Annotated in this window: 19 protein-coding genes and 1 pseudogene; 6 read left to right on the plus strand and 14 right to left on the minus strand. The window is 60.7% G+C overall.

Going from position 1 to position 15133, the window contains the following annotated elements:
• The 5 genes and pseudogenes from AC1D06_RS09085 to AC1D06_RS09105 all read right to left on the minus strand — a co-directional run.
• Positions 1-332, minus strand: a 332-nt coding sequence (locus AC1D06_RS09085; RefSeq protein ID WP_477985971.1) for an electron transfer flavoprotein subunit beta/FixA family protein, incomplete at its 3' end; no start/stop codon positions are given.
• A gap of 204 nt (positions 333-536) precedes the next feature.
• Positions 537-1304 carry a rhomboid family intramembrane serine protease gene (locus AC1D06_RS09090; RefSeq protein WP_477985972.1) on the minus strand — a complete coding sequence of 256 codons (768 nt, stop codon included), beginning with the start codon at positions 1302-1304 and terminating at the stop codon, positions 537-539.
• 14 nt (positions 1305-1318) lie between these two features.
• Positions 1319-1897: a cob(I)yrinic acid a,c-diamide adenosyltransferase gene (locus AC1D06_RS09095; RefSeq protein WP_477875932.1), complete on the minus strand. Its 579-nt coding sequence runs from the start codon at positions 1895-1897 to the stop codon at positions 1319-1321.
• 71 nt (positions 1898-1968) lie between these two features.
• Positions 1969-2163, minus strand: a pseudogene (locus AC1D06_RS09100) (twin transmembrane helix small protein); the annotation flags it as partial.
• 30 nt (positions 2164-2193) lie between these two features.
• The gene (locus AC1D06_RS09105) at positions 2194-3027 is read right to left on the minus strand and encodes an SDR family oxidoreductase (protein ID WP_477985973.1); all 834 of its coding nucleotides are present in this window, start codon (positions 3025-3027) and stop codon (positions 2194-2196) included.
• A gap of 77 nt (positions 3028-3104) precedes the next feature.
• Between AC1D06_RS09105 and AC1D06_RS09110 the strand changes: the two genes are divergently transcribed.
• The gene (locus AC1D06_RS09110; protein ID WP_477875934.1) at positions 3105-4046 is read left to right on the plus strand and encodes a YihY/virulence factor BrkB family protein; all 942 of its coding nucleotides are present in this window, start codon (positions 3105-3107) and stop codon (positions 4044-4046) included.
• Here AC1D06_RS09110 and AC1D06_RS09115 read toward each other — a convergent pair.
• Genes AC1D06_RS09115 through AC1D06_RS09125 form a run of 3 tightly spaced genes read right to left on the minus strand, consistent with a single transcriptional unit; the run spans position 3960 to position 6723 of the window.
• Positions 3960-5033 carry a glutamate--tRNA ligase family protein gene (locus AC1D06_RS09115; RefSeq protein WP_477985974.1) on the minus strand — a complete coding sequence of 358 codons (1074 nt, stop codon included), beginning with the start codon at positions 5031-5033 and terminating at the stop codon, positions 3960-3962. The genes AC1D06_RS09110 and AC1D06_RS09115 overlap by 87 nt on opposite strands.
• Position 5034: 1 nt before the next feature.
• Positions 5035-5907, minus strand: coding sequence for an aromatic amino acid exporter YddG (gene yddG, locus AC1D06_RS09120; protein WP_477986071.1), 873 nt, complete (start codon positions 5905-5907; stop codon positions 5035-5037).
• A gap of 45 nt (positions 5908-5952) precedes the next feature.
• Positions 5953-6723: a DUF3108 domain-containing protein gene (locus AC1D06_RS09125; RefSeq protein WP_477875936.1), complete on the minus strand. Its 771-nt coding sequence runs from the start codon at positions 6721-6723 to the stop codon at positions 5953-5955.
• Between the two features lie 227 nt (positions 6724-6950).
• Here AC1D06_RS09125 and rpmB point away from each other — a divergent pair, with 227 nt between their 5' ends.
• Together rpmB and AC1D06_RS09135 are read left to right on the plus strand one after the other, a co-directional pair.
• Positions 6951-7235, plus strand: a complete 285-nt coding sequence (rpmB, locus tag AC1D06_RS09130; protein ID WP_477875937.1) for a 50S ribosomal protein L28 — start codon at positions 6951-6953, stop codon at positions 7233-7235.
• A 161-nt stretch (positions 7236-7396) separates the two neighbouring features.
• Positions 7397-8032, plus strand: a complete 636-nt coding sequence (locus AC1D06_RS09135; RefSeq protein ID WP_477875938.1) for a VUT family protein — start codon at positions 7397-7399, stop codon at positions 8030-8032.
• Positions 8033-8236: 204 nt separating this feature from the next.
• Here AC1D06_RS09135 and AC1D06_RS09140 read toward each other — a convergent pair whose 3' ends face one another.
• From AC1D06_RS09140 to AC1D06_RS09155, 4 genes are all read right to left on the minus strand, one after another.
• Positions 8237-9052: an ABC transporter permease gene (locus tag AC1D06_RS09140; RefSeq protein ID WP_477875939.1), complete on the minus strand. Its 816-nt coding sequence runs from the start codon at positions 9050-9052 to the stop codon at positions 8237-8239.
• Positions 9049-9783: an ABC transporter permease gene (locus tag AC1D06_RS09145; protein WP_477875940.1), complete on the minus strand. Its 735-nt coding sequence runs from the start codon at positions 9781-9783 to the stop codon at positions 9049-9051. The genes AC1D06_RS09140 and AC1D06_RS09145 overlap by 4 nt, the downstream gene beginning before the upstream one ends.
• A 63-nt stretch (positions 9784-9846) precedes the next feature.
• Entirely contained in the window at positions 9847-10623 is a 777-nt protein-coding gene (locus tag AC1D06_RS09150) for a transporter substrate-binding domain-containing protein (protein ID WP_477875941.1), read from the minus strand.
• A gap of 89 nt (positions 10624-10712) precedes the next feature.
• Positions 10713-11486, minus strand: a complete 774-nt coding sequence (locus tag AC1D06_RS09155; protein ID WP_477985975.1) for an ABC transporter ATP-binding protein — start codon at positions 11484-11486, stop codon at positions 10713-10715.
• A 228-nt stretch (positions 11487-11714) separates the two neighbouring features.
• Between AC1D06_RS09155 and AC1D06_RS09160 the strand changes: the two genes are divergently transcribed.
• Genes AC1D06_RS09160 through AC1D06_RS09170 form a run of 3 tightly spaced genes read left to right on the plus strand, consistent with a single transcriptional unit; the run spans position 11715 to position 14421 of the window.
• Positions 11715-12590, plus strand: coding sequence for a dimethylarginine dimethylaminohydrolase family protein (locus AC1D06_RS09160; protein WP_477985976.1), 876 nt, complete (start codon positions 11715-11717; stop codon positions 12588-12590).
• Positions 12590-13213: a TetR family transcriptional regulator C-terminal domain-containing protein gene (locus AC1D06_RS09165; RefSeq protein ID WP_477875944.1), complete on the plus strand. Its 624-nt coding sequence runs from the start codon at positions 12590-12592 to the stop codon at positions 13211-13213. The genes AC1D06_RS09160 and AC1D06_RS09165 overlap by 1 nt, the downstream gene beginning before the upstream one ends.
• Positions 13214-13230: 17 nt before the next feature.
• A complete protein-coding gene (locus AC1D06_RS09170; RefSeq protein WP_477985977.1) occupies positions 13231-14421 on the plus strand; it encodes a pyridoxal phosphate-dependent aminotransferase in 1191 nt (396 codons plus the stop codon).
• 44 nt (positions 14422-14465) lie between these two features.
• Here AC1D06_RS09170 and AC1D06_RS09175 read toward each other — a convergent pair whose 3' ends face one another.
• Positions 14466-14786 (minus strand): HigA family addiction module antitoxin, encoded by a 321-nt coding sequence (locus AC1D06_RS09175; RefSeq protein ID WP_477985978.1) that lies wholly within the window; start codon positions 14784-14786, stop codon positions 14466-14468.
• Positions 14787-14796: 10 nt separating this feature from the next.
• On the minus strand, positions 14797-15081 hold the full coding sequence (locus AC1D06_RS09180; RefSeq protein ID WP_477875947.1) for a type II toxin-antitoxin system RelE/ParE family toxin: 285 nt from the start codon (positions 15079-15081) through the stop codon (positions 14797-14799).
• Positions 15082-15133 lie beyond the last annotated feature (52 nt).

Below are 15133 nucleotides of genomic sequence, written 5' to 3' on the forward strand. Positions count from 1 at the left end.
GGCTGTTCCGCCTCGACCACGCCCTTGACCAGCTTGGCGACGGCGAGCGGCTCGACGATCTCCTGATCGGTTTCCACCAGGATCGCCCGATCGGCGCCCATGGCCAGCGCCGTGCGCAGCGTTTCCTCCGCCTTGGCCGGACCGACCGACACCACCACGACTTCGTCCGCCTTGCCGGCTTCCTTCAGGCGCAGTGCTTCCTCGACCGAAATCTCGTCGAACGGGTTCATCGACATCTTCACATTGGCAAGCTCGACGCCCGAACCATCCGCCTTCACCCGGATCTTCACGTTGTAGTCAACGACACGCTTCACGGTTACGAGAATTTTCATCGACGGTCCTTCCTGTTCCTCATTGGCGGCGAAAATGCGCCATTTCGGGCCCTTGCCGATTGTCTGTCGGCGGCACTTTCAAGCCAGATTTTCCCCATTTTTACGGCTTTCGGCTGGAAAACCGGCCTCCGCTCAATGTCGCAACGGGAATATAGAGCCGCTATCGGGGCGTCAATACGGGCACGAATCCTCAAATCGATTTTATCAGCGGCCCCAGCGTGACGGCTCTTGGGCTGCCTCGAGGGGACGTTCGTCGGGACGCAATCGGACGCCGCGCGGCGTCACCACCGTCCGGTCGAACAGTGGCACGTCGCGGCGTTTGAGCAGCGGCGTCAGGATCAGTCCGGCAATGATGCCGCCGACATGGGCAGCAAACGAGACATTGCCGACGCGATCGACGGCGAGCATGTAGATCTGCTGGCCAATCCAGAAGATCAGCGGAATGAAGGCCGGCAATGGCAAGGGGATGCGCCACAGGATCAGCACCCAGACCCGCACCTTCGGATGCAGAAAGAAATAGGAGGCGACGACACCGGAAATCGCACCGGACGCGCCAATCAGCGGGCCTTGCGAATGCGGCAGGAGCAGACCGTGGAACCAGGCGGCCGCCGCCGCGCAGGCCAGATAAAACACGAGGAAGCGGACATGCCCCATGGCGTCCTCGACATTGTCGCCGAACACCCAGAGGAAAATCATATTGATGGCGATATGCCAGAAATCGCCATGCAGGAAGGCATAGGTGATGAAGGTGAAATCTTCAGGAACGATGGCGACGGCCGGGTCGAGGCGGACATTGTCGTGAAAGAGCGCCGGTATATAGCCGAAGCTCCCAGGCGCCGTCGACGCGAAGTGGTCGGTCACCAGAACCCGGGTGAAGAGCCAGACCAGGATATTGATCGCGATCAAGCCGATCGTGACATATTGCAGGCGGATATGTTTCAGCGCATTGACGTCATAGAGCGGTATGAACATGCGCCGAAAATCTCCTATCTGTTCTTGCCCGGCACCCAGAGAATATCCGCCAATCCATTGTCATTGGCATGACGGGCGGCGACGAACAAGAAGTCCGACAGCCGGTTGGCATATTTCAGGGCCTCAGGGCTGACCACCTCGCCTTCGACATCGGCCAAAGCCACCATCAACCGCTCCGCCCGCCGTGTCACGGTGCGCGCCAGATGCAGATGCGCCGACAGCGCCGAGCCGCCCGGTAGGATGAAGGAGTTGAGCGGTTTGAGATGGACGTTCAGCCGGTCGATCTCCTGTTCGAGCCGATCGACCTGGCCGGAGATGATTCTGAGCGGCTCCCAGGCGACAGCTTCCCCGGTGTCCGGCGTCGCGAGATCGGCGCCGAGATCGAAGAGATCGTTCTGGATGCGGGTCAGCATGGCGCCGAGCTCGGCATGGGCGCCGATATGCAACTGAGCCAGCCCGATCGCGGCATTGGCCTCGTCAATGGCGCCGAAAGCCTCGACCCTCAGATCACTCTTCTTGCGGCGCGGGCCGGCCGCAAGCCCGGTCGTACCGTCATCGCCCGTGCGGGTATAGATCTTGTTGAGCTTGACCATGCCGTTCAGACCTGTGCGACGGATTGGACATGCGCCGTCGCCGGCATGTCGATTTCCGAAGTCTTCTGCGAGCGGCCGCCACCCGTCAGCCACAGCGTCGCCATGATCAGAGCGATCGCGATCGCCTGCAGCAGAATGCGCAGCTGCATCAGCTTGTTGGAGGTCATCGGACTGCCGCCCCTGAGCATGTTGAAGAGGCCGCGCACAAGAACGACCGCCACCAGGAACATGACGACGATGGCGGCAAAATACGTGAAGGTACCCATGATTCAATATCCGGTTTGATCCCGGCCTGCTCATCCCATCCTGGCGAGGATCTTGTAGAAAAGGCCCGCTGGCAGCAGCCGCTTGAGGAGAACGCCGCGCCGGGCCGGTTTGGTGATCACATAATGCGGCTTTGGCCGCGGTGACGTCAAGGCATGCCGGAGTGCGGCATAGACGGCTTCCGGTCCGAGCTTGCCTTTGGCCTGGCCGGATTCACCCTTGAGCCGGCGAATCTGCCGCTTGTATATGGCCCGGTGCACGGAGCCTTCGATGTCGATATGCTGTTCGGCGGCGGCCAGTGCATTGGCCATGAATTCCGAATGGATCGGACCGGGCTCGATCAGGCTGACATGAATGCCCGAACCATAGAGCTCCATCGCCATGGTCAGCGTCAGGCCTTCGAGCGCGAATTTCGAGGCATTATAGGCACCACGCCAGGGATAGGGGACGAGGCCGAGGATGGAGGAGCAATTGACGATCCGCCCGCGGCCCTGGCGGCGCATGATCGGGATCACCTGCCGGGTCAGTTCATGCCAGCCAAAGAAGTTGGTCTCGAATTGCAGCCGCAGCACGTCCGTGGTCAGGTCTTCGACGGCGCCAGGCTGACCATAGGCGCCGTTGTTGTAGAGCGCGTCGAGCCTGCTACCGGTGCGCTCCAGGACCGCTATGACCAGCGCGTTGATCGTCTCCGGCTTCGTGTAGTCCATGAGGAAGGCCTCGATGCCCTCCGATTCGAGGCTCAGCTTCTGCTCCTCGCGGCGCACTGTGGCAAAAACCCGCCAACCATCGGCCTTCAACACTCTTGCGGCATAAGCACCGATTCCTGACGAGGCGCCGGTGAYGATGATGCTTGGCTTTTCATTCATTTCGATAGGATTCCTCGACAAGGCAACGTTTGTTTCCCATATTCGCACCAGCCACGATACAAAAGCCTGGAGGTTGGATGCTGACATTCGTCCGCATGGTCTGGAAAGTCGCCTTCGATGCTTTCTGGCATTTTTCCGACGACGATGGCTGGGCGATGGCGAGTCATGTGGCGCTTTCGGCGCTTCTGGCTATCTTTCCGTTCCTGATCTTCGGCACGACGCTCGCGACCTTTCTCGGGGCGGACCAGTTTTCCTCGACCGCGGTGCACCTGATCTTCGACAATCTGCCGCAAATCATCGCCGAGCCGATCGCCAAGGAAGTGGTGCAGGTGCTGACGGTGCCGCGCGGCGGCCTGTTGACGGTCTCGGTTCTGGCGGCTTTCTATTTCTCGTCCAACGGCGTCGAGGCATTGAGAATCTCGCTCAATCGCGCCTATCGCGTCTATGATCCGCGCCGCTGGTATATCACCCGTCCGATCAGCCTTTGCTATGTGCTCGCCGCCGTGCTGGCGCTGGTGGCGCTGTCGACCTTCCTGGTCGCGGCACCGCTGGCGGTGCGCTTCGCGGGCAAGTGGATTCCCTGGGCCAAGGATTTCATGATCGTCGTCAACAGCTGGAGCCTCTGGGGCGCCGGGATCACGGTGCTGATCGTGCTGTTCGTCGCCCATCTCTGGCTGCCTTATAGCAGGCGCAGCTTCCTCGATGTGCTGCCCGGCGTCCTGCTCACCATTTTTGCCTGGCTCGCGGGTGGCTACCTCTTCGCCGATTATCTCAGCACATTCAACAACTATGCCGCGACCTATGCTGGGCTGGCATCGATCATGATCGCGCTGGCTTTTCTCTATATGGCGGCGGCGATTTTCATGCTCGGCGCGGAGATCAATGCAGCGCTGATGAAATACCGCGTCCGCCACCTGATCGGCCGGTACCTGTCACGCCGGCAGGTCATCGAGGCCGATCCGGCGCCGGATGTCGAACGGGCTGAGACCCGCCTGCCGGAGGACACGCAGGCCGGTTGAGCCGAGACTTTTGGAGAGCTTTTCGCCTGACGCGTCGAGCAGCAAGGCGTGGTGGTGGTAGATCGGGGCAGGCAGGCCGAAAAGGGTTTGCAGCAGGCGATGCACTGGCGTGGCGTGGTAGAGGTCACGGCCGCGAACGATGTGGGTTATGCCCTGTAGCGCGTCGTCGAGGACGACGGAGAGGTGATAGCTGGAGGGCGCGTCCCAGCGCCAGAGCACGACGTCGCCCCAGATGGAGGGGTCGGCGGGGATGGTTTCTGGGAGACCGGAGGAGGTTTCGGTCCAGGCGAGAGCTTGTGTTGCCGCGTCTACCCCCCTCTGGCCTGCCGGCCATCTCCCCCTCAAGGGGGGAGATTGACTCGTGGCTCGCTCTCCACCCTCCGCCGGCGTTGGGTCATTGAAAACCACTTGAGGAGAGAGAGGCCGGGGTGGTCGCCCCATCCAATCTCCCCCCTTGAGGGGGAGATGGCCGGCAGGCCAGAGGGGGGTAGCCGCAATCTCCGACAGCGCCCTCTCAATATCCAGCCGCCACATATGCCGCTCGCCCGCCGCAATCCGCCTCGCAGCCAATTCCGGATCGAGCCCTCGCTCCTCCGTCGGATAAATCGGCGTCCCATCCGGATCACGCGGCCAGACGCCACCTCCGGCCTCGAACACCGTCACTCTCGCCTTCACCTCTGCCCGCGACAGAAAGGCGGGATAGACCAGCCCTCGCCCATTCAACGTCTCCAGCGCCGCGCGATAGTCCGCCACATGTTCGGATTGCCGCCGTACCGGCTTCTCCCAAGTGAGGCCCAGCCAGCGCAGGTCCTCGTAAATGGCAGCCTCGTATTCCGGCCGGCAGCGGGCCGGGTCGATATCCTCGATCCTCAGCAGGAATCGGCCGCCAGACGCTTTTGCCATGTCGAAATTCAGCAGCGCCGACAGCGCATGGCCGAGATGCAGCTCTCCGTTCGGGCTCGGCGCGAAGCGGAAGACCGGGGCCATGTCAGGCCGGCTGCTTCTTGAAGAAATTGCCGGAGACGGCGAGGAGTGCGCCGAGCGAAACCAGCAGGCAGGCGATCAGGATCCGCCACGAGGGTTCGGCAAAGTGGGCAAGCACGAGCGCCAAGGTCGAGAGCACCGGTGCGGCATAGCTCGCCACGCCAAGAATCTGGATATTGCCTTTCTTGACGCCATAGTCCCAGGCATAGAAGGCCAGACCGACCGGAAACAGGCCAAGGCCGATCACGGCGAGCCATTCCGATGTCGCCTGCGGCCAGACCGTCGTTTCCAGCGCCATATGGCAAAGCGCCGACAGGATTGATGTCGCCAGGCAAAAACCGGTGACGGCATCGGTCGGCACGTCGCCAAAGCGACGGCTGACCAGCGAATAGGTCGACCAGATGAAAGCGCAAACAAGGGCGGCGAGATAACCGATCGTATACCGGTTATCGAAATTCAGGCCGTTGCGCGACACGATCAGGAAGGTGCCGGCGAAGCCGATCAGGGCGCCAAGGATATGCACGAGCCGTAGCCGCTCGCCCGGCAGCATGGCCGAGCCGAGCACGATCAGCAGGGGCCAGAGATAGGAAATCAGTCCCGCTTCGACCTCCGGTGCACTGCGCAAGGCGGTGAAATAAAAGAAGTGATAGCCGAACAGGCCGATCACGCCCGTTGCCCAGGCGGCAGGCGGCTGCTTCAGAAGTTTCAGCCGCTCAGGCCTGAGGATGAAGGTGAAAATGCCCGGCAGCGAGCCAATGGCGAAACAGATCGCCGCAAGCTGAAAGGGCGGCATCTTGCCCGACGCGGCGGTGAACAGGGCCAGAAGCGCCCACATCAGAATTGCCGAGAAACCCGATAGTGTCGCGCGCAGCATCAGCAAAACCTTCGAGATCATCTTCCGGCATTGGATGCGCCCGGGCGGCTAGCCGTCGAAACGCGTCGCCGTGACCGTCAGCGTGCCGTATCGCGTCGGGACCGAGAAGAATACTGGCGCATATACATTGAGAAGAGCCGACTTCGCAAACCAGATTTCCATGCTCGACAGCTTGCGGATATATTCGACGTCGCTGCGGCCCTTGCGATAGCCGGATTTCGGTTCGTAGCGGACCGAACAGACGATCGCGTCGCCGGCAAACCCCTTGATCTTGAACTGGTCCTCGCGCTTGCGCGACAGTTTCAGGCTGAGCCGCGATTCACCGTCATAGATCTTGATCTCGGACTGGCACGGATCCACCTTCAAAGGCACGACCAGACCGGCGATCGGGTCGGTGACCGCCTTCAGGTCGTCCGGGCTGACATCGATCCAATTCTTGCGCTTCCTCATCTCCGGCTCGGCGACCGAAGATGTGACATTGCCTTCGTCGAAATGGGTCTCGAAGCTGCGCGCCTTGCGGCCATATTTGTAGCGGAAGGAGAATTGCTGCGGATCGAACGTGCCATTCTTGACGATGCCGTAGGACGACATTTCCGCCTTGGCGTCGGAAATGATGCCGCCAATGCCGGTGGAGGCGATCTGAGCATCGATGGAATAGGTCTTGCCGCTCTTGCGCGCCTGGAAAAACGCATTGGCGAGCGGCAGGCCCGAAAGGGCGATCTCGTAATTGGTGTGGTTCAGCACTTCCTCAGCGCCGACAGCAGGGCCGAAAAGGCCGAGCAAGGCGGCAACAGAAAATGTGAGAAGACGCTTGAACATTCAGGAGCCCTGATGGTGACAGCCACGGAGTAGAAAGCTAATGTGGTTTTTCTTGGCAAGTGGCAAAAGGCCACGCCCCGAGAAAATTCGACTGCAGGCCAAGTTTGGCTTGACAGTCCAAGCAGCGGTCTTTAAGGAACCGCAACTTCCAAAACAGGCCAGCGGAGCGCAGGCCCGACTTTCGGGTGCGTCATCCTGTTGCCAGTGCGAATAGAATAGGTGTTAAAATGTCCCGTTGCTGCGAACTGACCGGCAAGGCCGTCCTTACCGGGAACAATGTCAGCCATGCCAACAACAAGACCAAGCGTCGGTTCCTGCCGAACCTGTGCAACGTCACGCTGATCTCGGACGCGCTGGGCCAGCGTTTCCGTCTTCGCGTTTCGGCGCATGCGCTGCGCTCGGTCGAGCATCGCGGTGGCCTCGACGCTTTCCTGGCCAAGGCTGATGAGTCCGATCTTTCGGTCCGCGCCCGTCTGTTGAAGCGTCAGATCGTCAAGAAGCTCGCAGCCTGATCAAGGCTTCGATCTCACGGATGAAGGCTTGAACGGCTCCGTTCAGGCCTTTTTTCTGTGTCCAGTGCATGTCTCCCGAAAATGAAAACGGTTTCGGAGACATGCGAAAACAAACAAAGATATCGTCAACTCCAACTGGTGGCATCACCCAGGATAAAAAAATGCGGGCGCAACGCTATACATTCATTTATGTGATCCTGATGACGCTTGTCGTCGTCGCTTCCAACGTGCTGGTTCAGTTTCCGGTCCAGGGCACGTTGTTCGGCATCAATCTTGCCGATCTGCTGACCTATGGTGCCTTCACCTATCCGATCGCCTTCCTGGTCACCGATCTCACCAATCGCCAGTTCGGGCCGAAATATGCACGCATCGTGGTGATCTGCGGCTTCATCGTCGGCGTCACCTTCTCCTGGTTCGTTGCCGAGCCGCGCATCGCCATGGCTTCTGGCTCGGCCTTCTTCTTCGGCCAGATGCTCGACATCTCGGTGTTCAACCGGCTGCGCCGGCAGGCCTGGTGGCGGGCGCCGCTGGTCGGCTCGGTGATCGGCTCGATGCTCGATACGGTGATGTTCTTCTCCTTCGCCTTCGCACCGGCTTTCTCGTTCCTCGGCCCGAACAACGATTTCGCCATCGGCTGGGCGCCGTTGCTCGGCGTGTTGCACGCCGAAGCGCCGCGCTGGGTGTCCTGGGCGCTCGGGGATTTCTCGGTGAAGATGATCGTGGCGTTCGTCATGCTGATGCCCTACGGGGCGCTGATGAGCGTGCTCAAGCCGATGCCGGGTGTGCAGAAGGCGTAAGTTAGGAGCCTGGAGCTTACCCACTCTGCCCTGCYGGGCATCTCCCCCACAAGGGGGAGAATGGATGGGGCGCCCTCTCGCTCGTATCTTTACCGTTGCATTCGCAGCAGCGTTTGTTTGGGGCTGTGGGCGCACCGCGAGCCACTCTCCCCCTTGTGGGGGAGATGCCCAGCAGGGCAGAGGGGGGTGCCACGCCCCCAAGGTCTACATCTTGACCGGTATCTTGTTCTCGAAATACCGGAACACCGCGACCAATATGCCTGTCAGCGTCATATAGACCAGGGCCAGCAGCAGGAGCGGTTCATAGGTGAGGAACGTATCCTGGCGGATCTTCGACACCACGCCATAAAGATCCACGACCGTGATCGTCGCCACCAGCGGCGTCGACTTCAGCTGCAGCACGGTCTCGCCGTTCAAGGTCGGCAGTGCCCGCTGCACGGCGCGCGGCAGCCAGACGCGACGGAAGAGCGTCCAGGGGGTCATGCCATAGGCGCGGGCGGCCTCCAGTTCGCCGCGGGGCACGCCGGCGAAGGCGCCGCGCATTACCTCGCCCTCATAGCCGGCGAAGGAGATCGTCAGGGCGGCGAAGCCATAGGGCCAAGCTTCCCTGAGATAGGGCCAGAGCAGCCACTGCCTGTGACCCGGATAGAGCGAGAAAACCGAACCGAGGCCATAGTAAAGCAGCCATAGCTGCAAGAGCAGCGGCGTGCCTCGGATAATCGAGCAGAAACTTGTGCAGAGCGCTTTTATCCACCATGGACCGGCAACCATGCCCATGCCCAGCAGGACGGCCAAAATAAAACCGACGATCGCCGACGAAAACAGCATGGCAAGAGACCGGCCGATGCCAGCCACGATCATGCCTTCATAGTTCGGAAGCCAGTCCCAGCGCAGGGTGGTGACCGCGAGAACCACCAGTGCCAGTACGATCAGGATCATCACGATCCGATGCGGCTTGAACAGGCTGCCCTTGAATTCCGGCACCGGCTCCGCCGGAGGTATGATGACCTCTTCGCTCATCGGGCCGCTCCCGCTATTCCGCGCCGCGATCGCCGCTCCGACAGTCGCAGGGCCGCATTTGATACGAGGAACACCGCGAAATAGAGCGCGCCGGCAGCCAGATAGTAACTCATGTAAGCCTTCGTCGCACCGGCAGCCTGACGCGTCGCGAGCGTCAGTTCGGTAAAGCCGACAACCGCCAACAAGGACGTGTCCTTGGTGGCCACCATCCAGAGGTTTCCAAGCCCAGGCAATGCATAGGGCAACATCGCCGGCAGCGTAATGCGGCGGAAAATCATGAACGATGGCATGCCATAGGCACGCGCAGCCTCGATCTGGCCAGCCGGGATCGACTTGATGGCACCTCTGAGCACTTCCGTCGAATAGGCGCCCTGCACGACACCGAGCACGAGAATGCCTGCAAACAGTCCGCTGATGTCGATCCGTGCATAGCCAAGCAGAACCAGAACCTGGTTCACCGCATCCGTGCCGGCATAATAGAGCAGCAGGATCAGCACCAGTTCCGGTACGGCGCGCACGAGGGTCGTATAGACCTCCCAGAGGTCGCGGGCCACCTCACCGCCGTAAAGCTTGCCCGTCGCGCCGAACATGCCGATGATCAGACCAAGAGAGTATGACCCGACAGCGATCTCCATCGAGGCCAGCAGGCCTTTCAGCATCTGCCCGCCCCAGCCGTTCAGGTCGAAAGCCGAAAGGCTGGCATCGGATAAGGTCAGAAACGATTGATACATCGGCGCCGGTTTCTAAAAATGGCCTGGAGGCGCATGGCGAAGCCGCCATGCGCCGCTCATGGATTACTTGCCGTAGATGTCGAAGTTGAAATATTTCTTCGAGAACGTGTCATAGGTGCCGTCGGCGCGGATCGCCTTGATCGCGTCGTTGAGCTTGGCCTTCAGCGCGGTGTCTTCCTTGCGGACGCCGATGCCGACGCCGGCGCCGAGAACGGCCGGATCATCGGCAACATCGCCCTTATAGTCGCAGCACTTGCCGGCATCGGACTTCAGGAAGGCGTCGAGCGCGATGGCGTCGGCCTGGATCGCATCGATGCGGCCGGCGGCGAGGTCTTGGTTGGCCTCGTCCTGCGTCTGGTATTCCTTGATTTCCTGGGCCTTGGTGAAGTGCTTGTGGGCATAGTCGGCGTGGACGGTGGAAACCTGAACACCGATCACCTTGCCGGCCAGACCGTCCGGCGTGGAGGCGATCTTGTCGTCCTTGTTGCCGATGATGCCGGTGGGCGTGTTGTAATATTTGTCGGAGAAATCGATGGTCTTTTCGCGTTCGGCGGTGATCGACATCGAGCCGATGATCATATCGATCTTGTGGCTGGTCAGCGCCGGGATGATGCCGTCCCAGGCGACCGGGGTGATCACGCAATCGAGCTTGGCCTGCTTGCAGATGGCCTCCTGGAACTCGACTTCCCAGCCGACCCACTTGCCCGAAGCGTCGAGCGAGGTGAACGGCGGATAGGGCTCGGCGGCGAAGCCGACCTTCACCGTTTCCGCCTGCGCTGCGACGGCGCCAGTCAGGCCGAGCGCGAGTGCCGCGGCAGCGATCTTCAATCCCAATTTCATATGATTCTCCCTTATTATCAAAGGTGTGTGTGGCGGTTTTTGCACCTGTCTTCGTCCCTAAACCGGTTCCGATTTTCGGGAGACATGCGCTAGTGCACCGAAGAGATGAACTTCTTCAGTGCTTCGGATTTGGGTGCGCCGAACACCTGATCCGGCGGGCCCTGTTCTTCGATCAGGCCATTGCGGAGAAACACCACATGGCTGGCGACATTGCGCGCGAACTTCATCTCGTGGGTGACGAGGATCATCGTGCGTTTTTCCTTGGCGAGGTCGCCGATGACGGCGAGCACTTCGCCGACGAGCTCCGGATCGAGCGCCGATGTCGGTTCATCGAACAGCATGGCCAGCGGCTCGATCGCAAGTGCGCGGGCAATGGCCACACGCTGCTGCTGGCCGCCCGACAGGAAGGCAGGATAGATGTCGCGCTTCTCGTGCAGCCCGACGCGGCGCAGGATCGTCTCGGCCGTGGCCGCGGCCTTGTCCCTGGGCACCCCGAGGACATGAACCGGCACCTCGATGACGTTCTGGAACACCGTCATGTGCTGCCAGAGATTGAAGCTCTGGAACACCATCCCAAGCTGGGTCCGGATGCGCCGCACCTGTTTGTGATTGGCCGGCGTCAACCCGCCACGCCCGTCACTCTTCATGTCGATGGTTTCGCCATGAATGGTGATCGTGCCGGCGCTTGGTTGCTCCAGCAAGTTGATACAGCGCAGAAAGGTGGATTTACCGGAACCGGAGCCGCCGATGATAGCGATGACATCGCCCTGTTTGGCCGAGAGGGATACACCCTTCAGCACTTCCAGCGGTCCGAATTTTTTATGCAGGTTTACGATCTCGATGGCTTGCGCCGAGTCTGTCATGATACCGCCAATACCAGGCTGCTTTTACGCGCCCGCTTTTCTTGAAGCCGTTGCGAGAGACACAACGGCTCATGTTCCCCAGTTATTCGTTATTCCGTGTCGGCAACTGGCCACCGACCGGCTATTAAAAATCAGTAAAGCACTTGTTTTGCAATTATTCAAGTGTATAATCTATAAAAGTTCTAGCTGCCGGATTTTGCTCCGGAAATGCCCAAAATGGAGTTCTGAATGCGTGCCTATGGTTCCCAGGCGATGTCCAGCCGCCTGTCTCGTGTCCTCATGCGTAGGCCTGGCAAGAGCCTGCTCGCCGCTGATGCCCACGAATGGCACTACGGCCCGACCTTCGATGCACAAAAAGCCATAGCGCAATATGCGCATTTCGCCGCGCTGGTGGAGAAATCCGGCGCCGAGATCACCTGGATCGAGGATGAGGGCGATGGATTGGCCGACGCCATGTTCACCCAGGATCCTTCCTTTGTCACCGAAGGCGGTGCGGTCATCCTGCGCATGGGCAAGAAGCTTCGCCTGGCGGAAGGAGACCTGCATGAAGCGGCCTATCGCAAGGCTGATGTGCCGATTCTCGGCCGGCTGACGGCGCCCGGCACGGTCGAAAGCGGCGACTGCGTCTGGATCGACAAAAAGACGCTTGCGATCGGCCGCGGCGTGCGCAGCAACCAGGCTGGCATCGACCAGGTGGCCGAAATCCTGAAGCCGCTCGGCGTTACCGTGCTCGGCTTCGACCTGCCGCTCTGGCAGGGCGAGGAAGCCTGCCTGCATCTGATGAGCGTCATTTCGCCGCTGGCCGATGACCTGGCGCTGGTGCATGGGTCTTTGCTGCCGGCCTCGTTCTACCTGTTGCTGAGGGAACGCGGCATCACCATGATCGTTGCGCCCGAGGAAGAATTCGCCGCGAGCAATGGCCTGAACCTCAACGTGCTGCCGACCTCGCCGAAGAAGGTGATCATGGTCGAAGGTTTTCCGAAGACGAAAGCCGCCATGGAAGCGGCCGGCTGCGAGGTCGAGACATTTGTGGCCGATGCGCTGTGCATCGCCTGCGAAGGCGGGCCGACCTGCCTCACCCGACCGATCCTCCGGGAGGGCTGATGACGCGGCGGTCGTTCCATCACGAGAGCGAGGATGTGCGGCGGCAGGACCTGATTGCCGCCACGCTCGACTGCATCGCCGAATATGGCATCCAGGGTGCGACCGTCCGCCAGATCGCCGACCGGGCCGGCGTCACGCCGGGCCTGATCCGGCACTATTTCGTCAGCAAGGAACTGATGTTCCAGGCGGCCTATCGCGAAGTCGTGTTCACGATGTTCGAGAGCGCCAGCAAGGCTGCCGACGAGAAGATCCACGATGCAGCGGCGCGGCTGAAGATCTTCGTGCTGGCCAATTTCCAGGAACCGGTCATCGACCAGCGGATGCTGTCGCTCTGGGCGACCTTCATCTCGCAGACCGGCGTCGACCCGGCGCTCGCCGCCATCCACCGCGAAGGTTACCTCTCCTATCGCGACACGCTGGAACAATTGCTCGGCGACGCGATGAAATCCGCGGACCGAGCCGTTATCGACGGCGAGCAGCGGTCGCTGGCGATCGCCATCAACGGCTTGATCGACGGACTGTGGCTGGAAGGCTGCATGGCCGGCGAGATGTTTGCCGACGGAGAACTTGGACGGATCGCACTTGCCTCCGTCGAGAAACTGACCGGGCTCGCGCTCGGCTGAGAACGAAAGGAACGACAATGCGCTACGCTTCGATCACCAACCGTCTGACGGGTCTCGGTTCCGGCAAATGGGCCGTGCATGTCGAGGCGCGCGACATGGTCCATTCGGGCATCCCGGTCATCGAACTGACGATCGGCGAGCCCGACCTGGCACCGGACAAGCGGCTGCTCGACGAATGCGCACGCTCCATGTATGCCGGCCGCACCCGCTATTCCAACGGCCGCGGCGAACCGTTGATCGTCAAAGCGCTGGTGGACAAATACCGGAAGCGCCGGCCCGATGTCACCGAACGCAACATTCTTTGCTTCCCGGGCACCCAGACTGCGCTTTTCGCCGTCATGATGGGCCTTGTCGAGGCGGGTGATACCGTGCTGACCGGCGATCCGCTCTATGCGACCTATGAAGGTGTCGTCGCCTCGACGGGAGCGAAGCTCATTCCGGTGCCGCTGCATCCGCAAAAACGCTTCCATCTGCAGGTCGCCGACCTCGAAGCGGCGATCACACCGGAATGCCGGGTATTGCTGCTCAATAATCCGCACAATCCCTCCGGCGCGGTGCTGTCGAAGGAGGAGATCGATGCCATCGGCGCGGTCTGCCGCAAGCATGACCTGTGGATCGTCTGCGACGAAGTCTATGAACAGCTGATCTTCGACAAATCGTTCTTCTCACCTTTCGACGATCCGGGCCTGGCCGAACGGGTGATCGCGGTGTCGTCGATCTCTAAATCGCATGCCGCACCGGGCTTCCGCAGCGGTTGGGCAGCAGGGCCGGTGGAATTCTGCGAACGATTGCTGCCGGTCTCCGAAACCATGCTGTTCGGCGGCCAACCCTTCATCGCCGACATGACGGCGATGGCGCTCAACGAACATTTCGATACCGCCGAGATCATGAAGGCCAATTATTTCCGCCGCGCAAAAATCGTCGCCGAGCATATCAAGGGCTCCAACACGATCGCGCCGCTGATGCCGGAAGGCGGCATGTTCATCCTGCTCGATGTTACCGGAACCGGGCTTTCCGGCGAGGAATTTGCCTGGAAGCTGTTGAAAGACAAGCATGTGGCCGTGATGCCCGGCTCGTCCTTCGGCGCCGAGGCGGTCGATTTCGTGCGGCTGTCGCTGACAGTGCCGGACGACGATCTCCGGATCGCCGTCGACCGGATCGCGGAACTTGGCGAACAGTTGACGCCGCCAGCGGCACGGCGGGCGTAAAGAGGGCAGTCGTCAGGCTCCCACCTCGAAAGCTTATAACCGTGTCACAACGAGGCTGGCCTAATCTCGGCCGGCATCGACTTGCGATCAAGGCGGGGCAACTGCTCGATCTTCTCACCGACTTCATTTTGCGCCAGGCGAAGTTCGTAAAGAAGCTGGAGATTAAGCCAGAATTCGGGGGTCGTGCCGAACCAGTGACCGAGGCGCAAGGCGGTGTCGGCCGTGATTCCCCGCTGCCCATTGATGATGCCGGTGATCCGGTTCACTGGCACATCCAGTTGACGTGCGGCCTCCGCCGCAGAAAGGCCCAGCTCATGCAGCTCTTCGGCGAGATGCTCGCCGGGATGAATAGGGGTGCGGGCCATGTGCATTCTCCTAGTGATAATCGACAATCTCTACATTCGTCGGGCCGGATGAATTCGCCGGCCATTCAAAGCAAATCCGCCATTGGTCATTGATGCGGATGCTATACTGCCCCGCCCTGTCGGCCTTCAACGCCTCAAGGCGATTTCCCGGCAATGCCGCGAGGTCACCCAAATTCTGCGCCGTCTCCAACCGATCAAGCCGTATTTCAGCTTGGCGCGCAAAACCCGAAAACTCTCGCACATGATCACCAAGGGCAAACCGCTCGGTGCGTTTATCGCGATAGCTCACAATCATGCAGTAAACTACCGAGATTTACGAGTTACGTAAAGCATAATTTATCTCCACA

The organism is Rhizobium sp. P2_G2 (assembly GCF_056403555.1).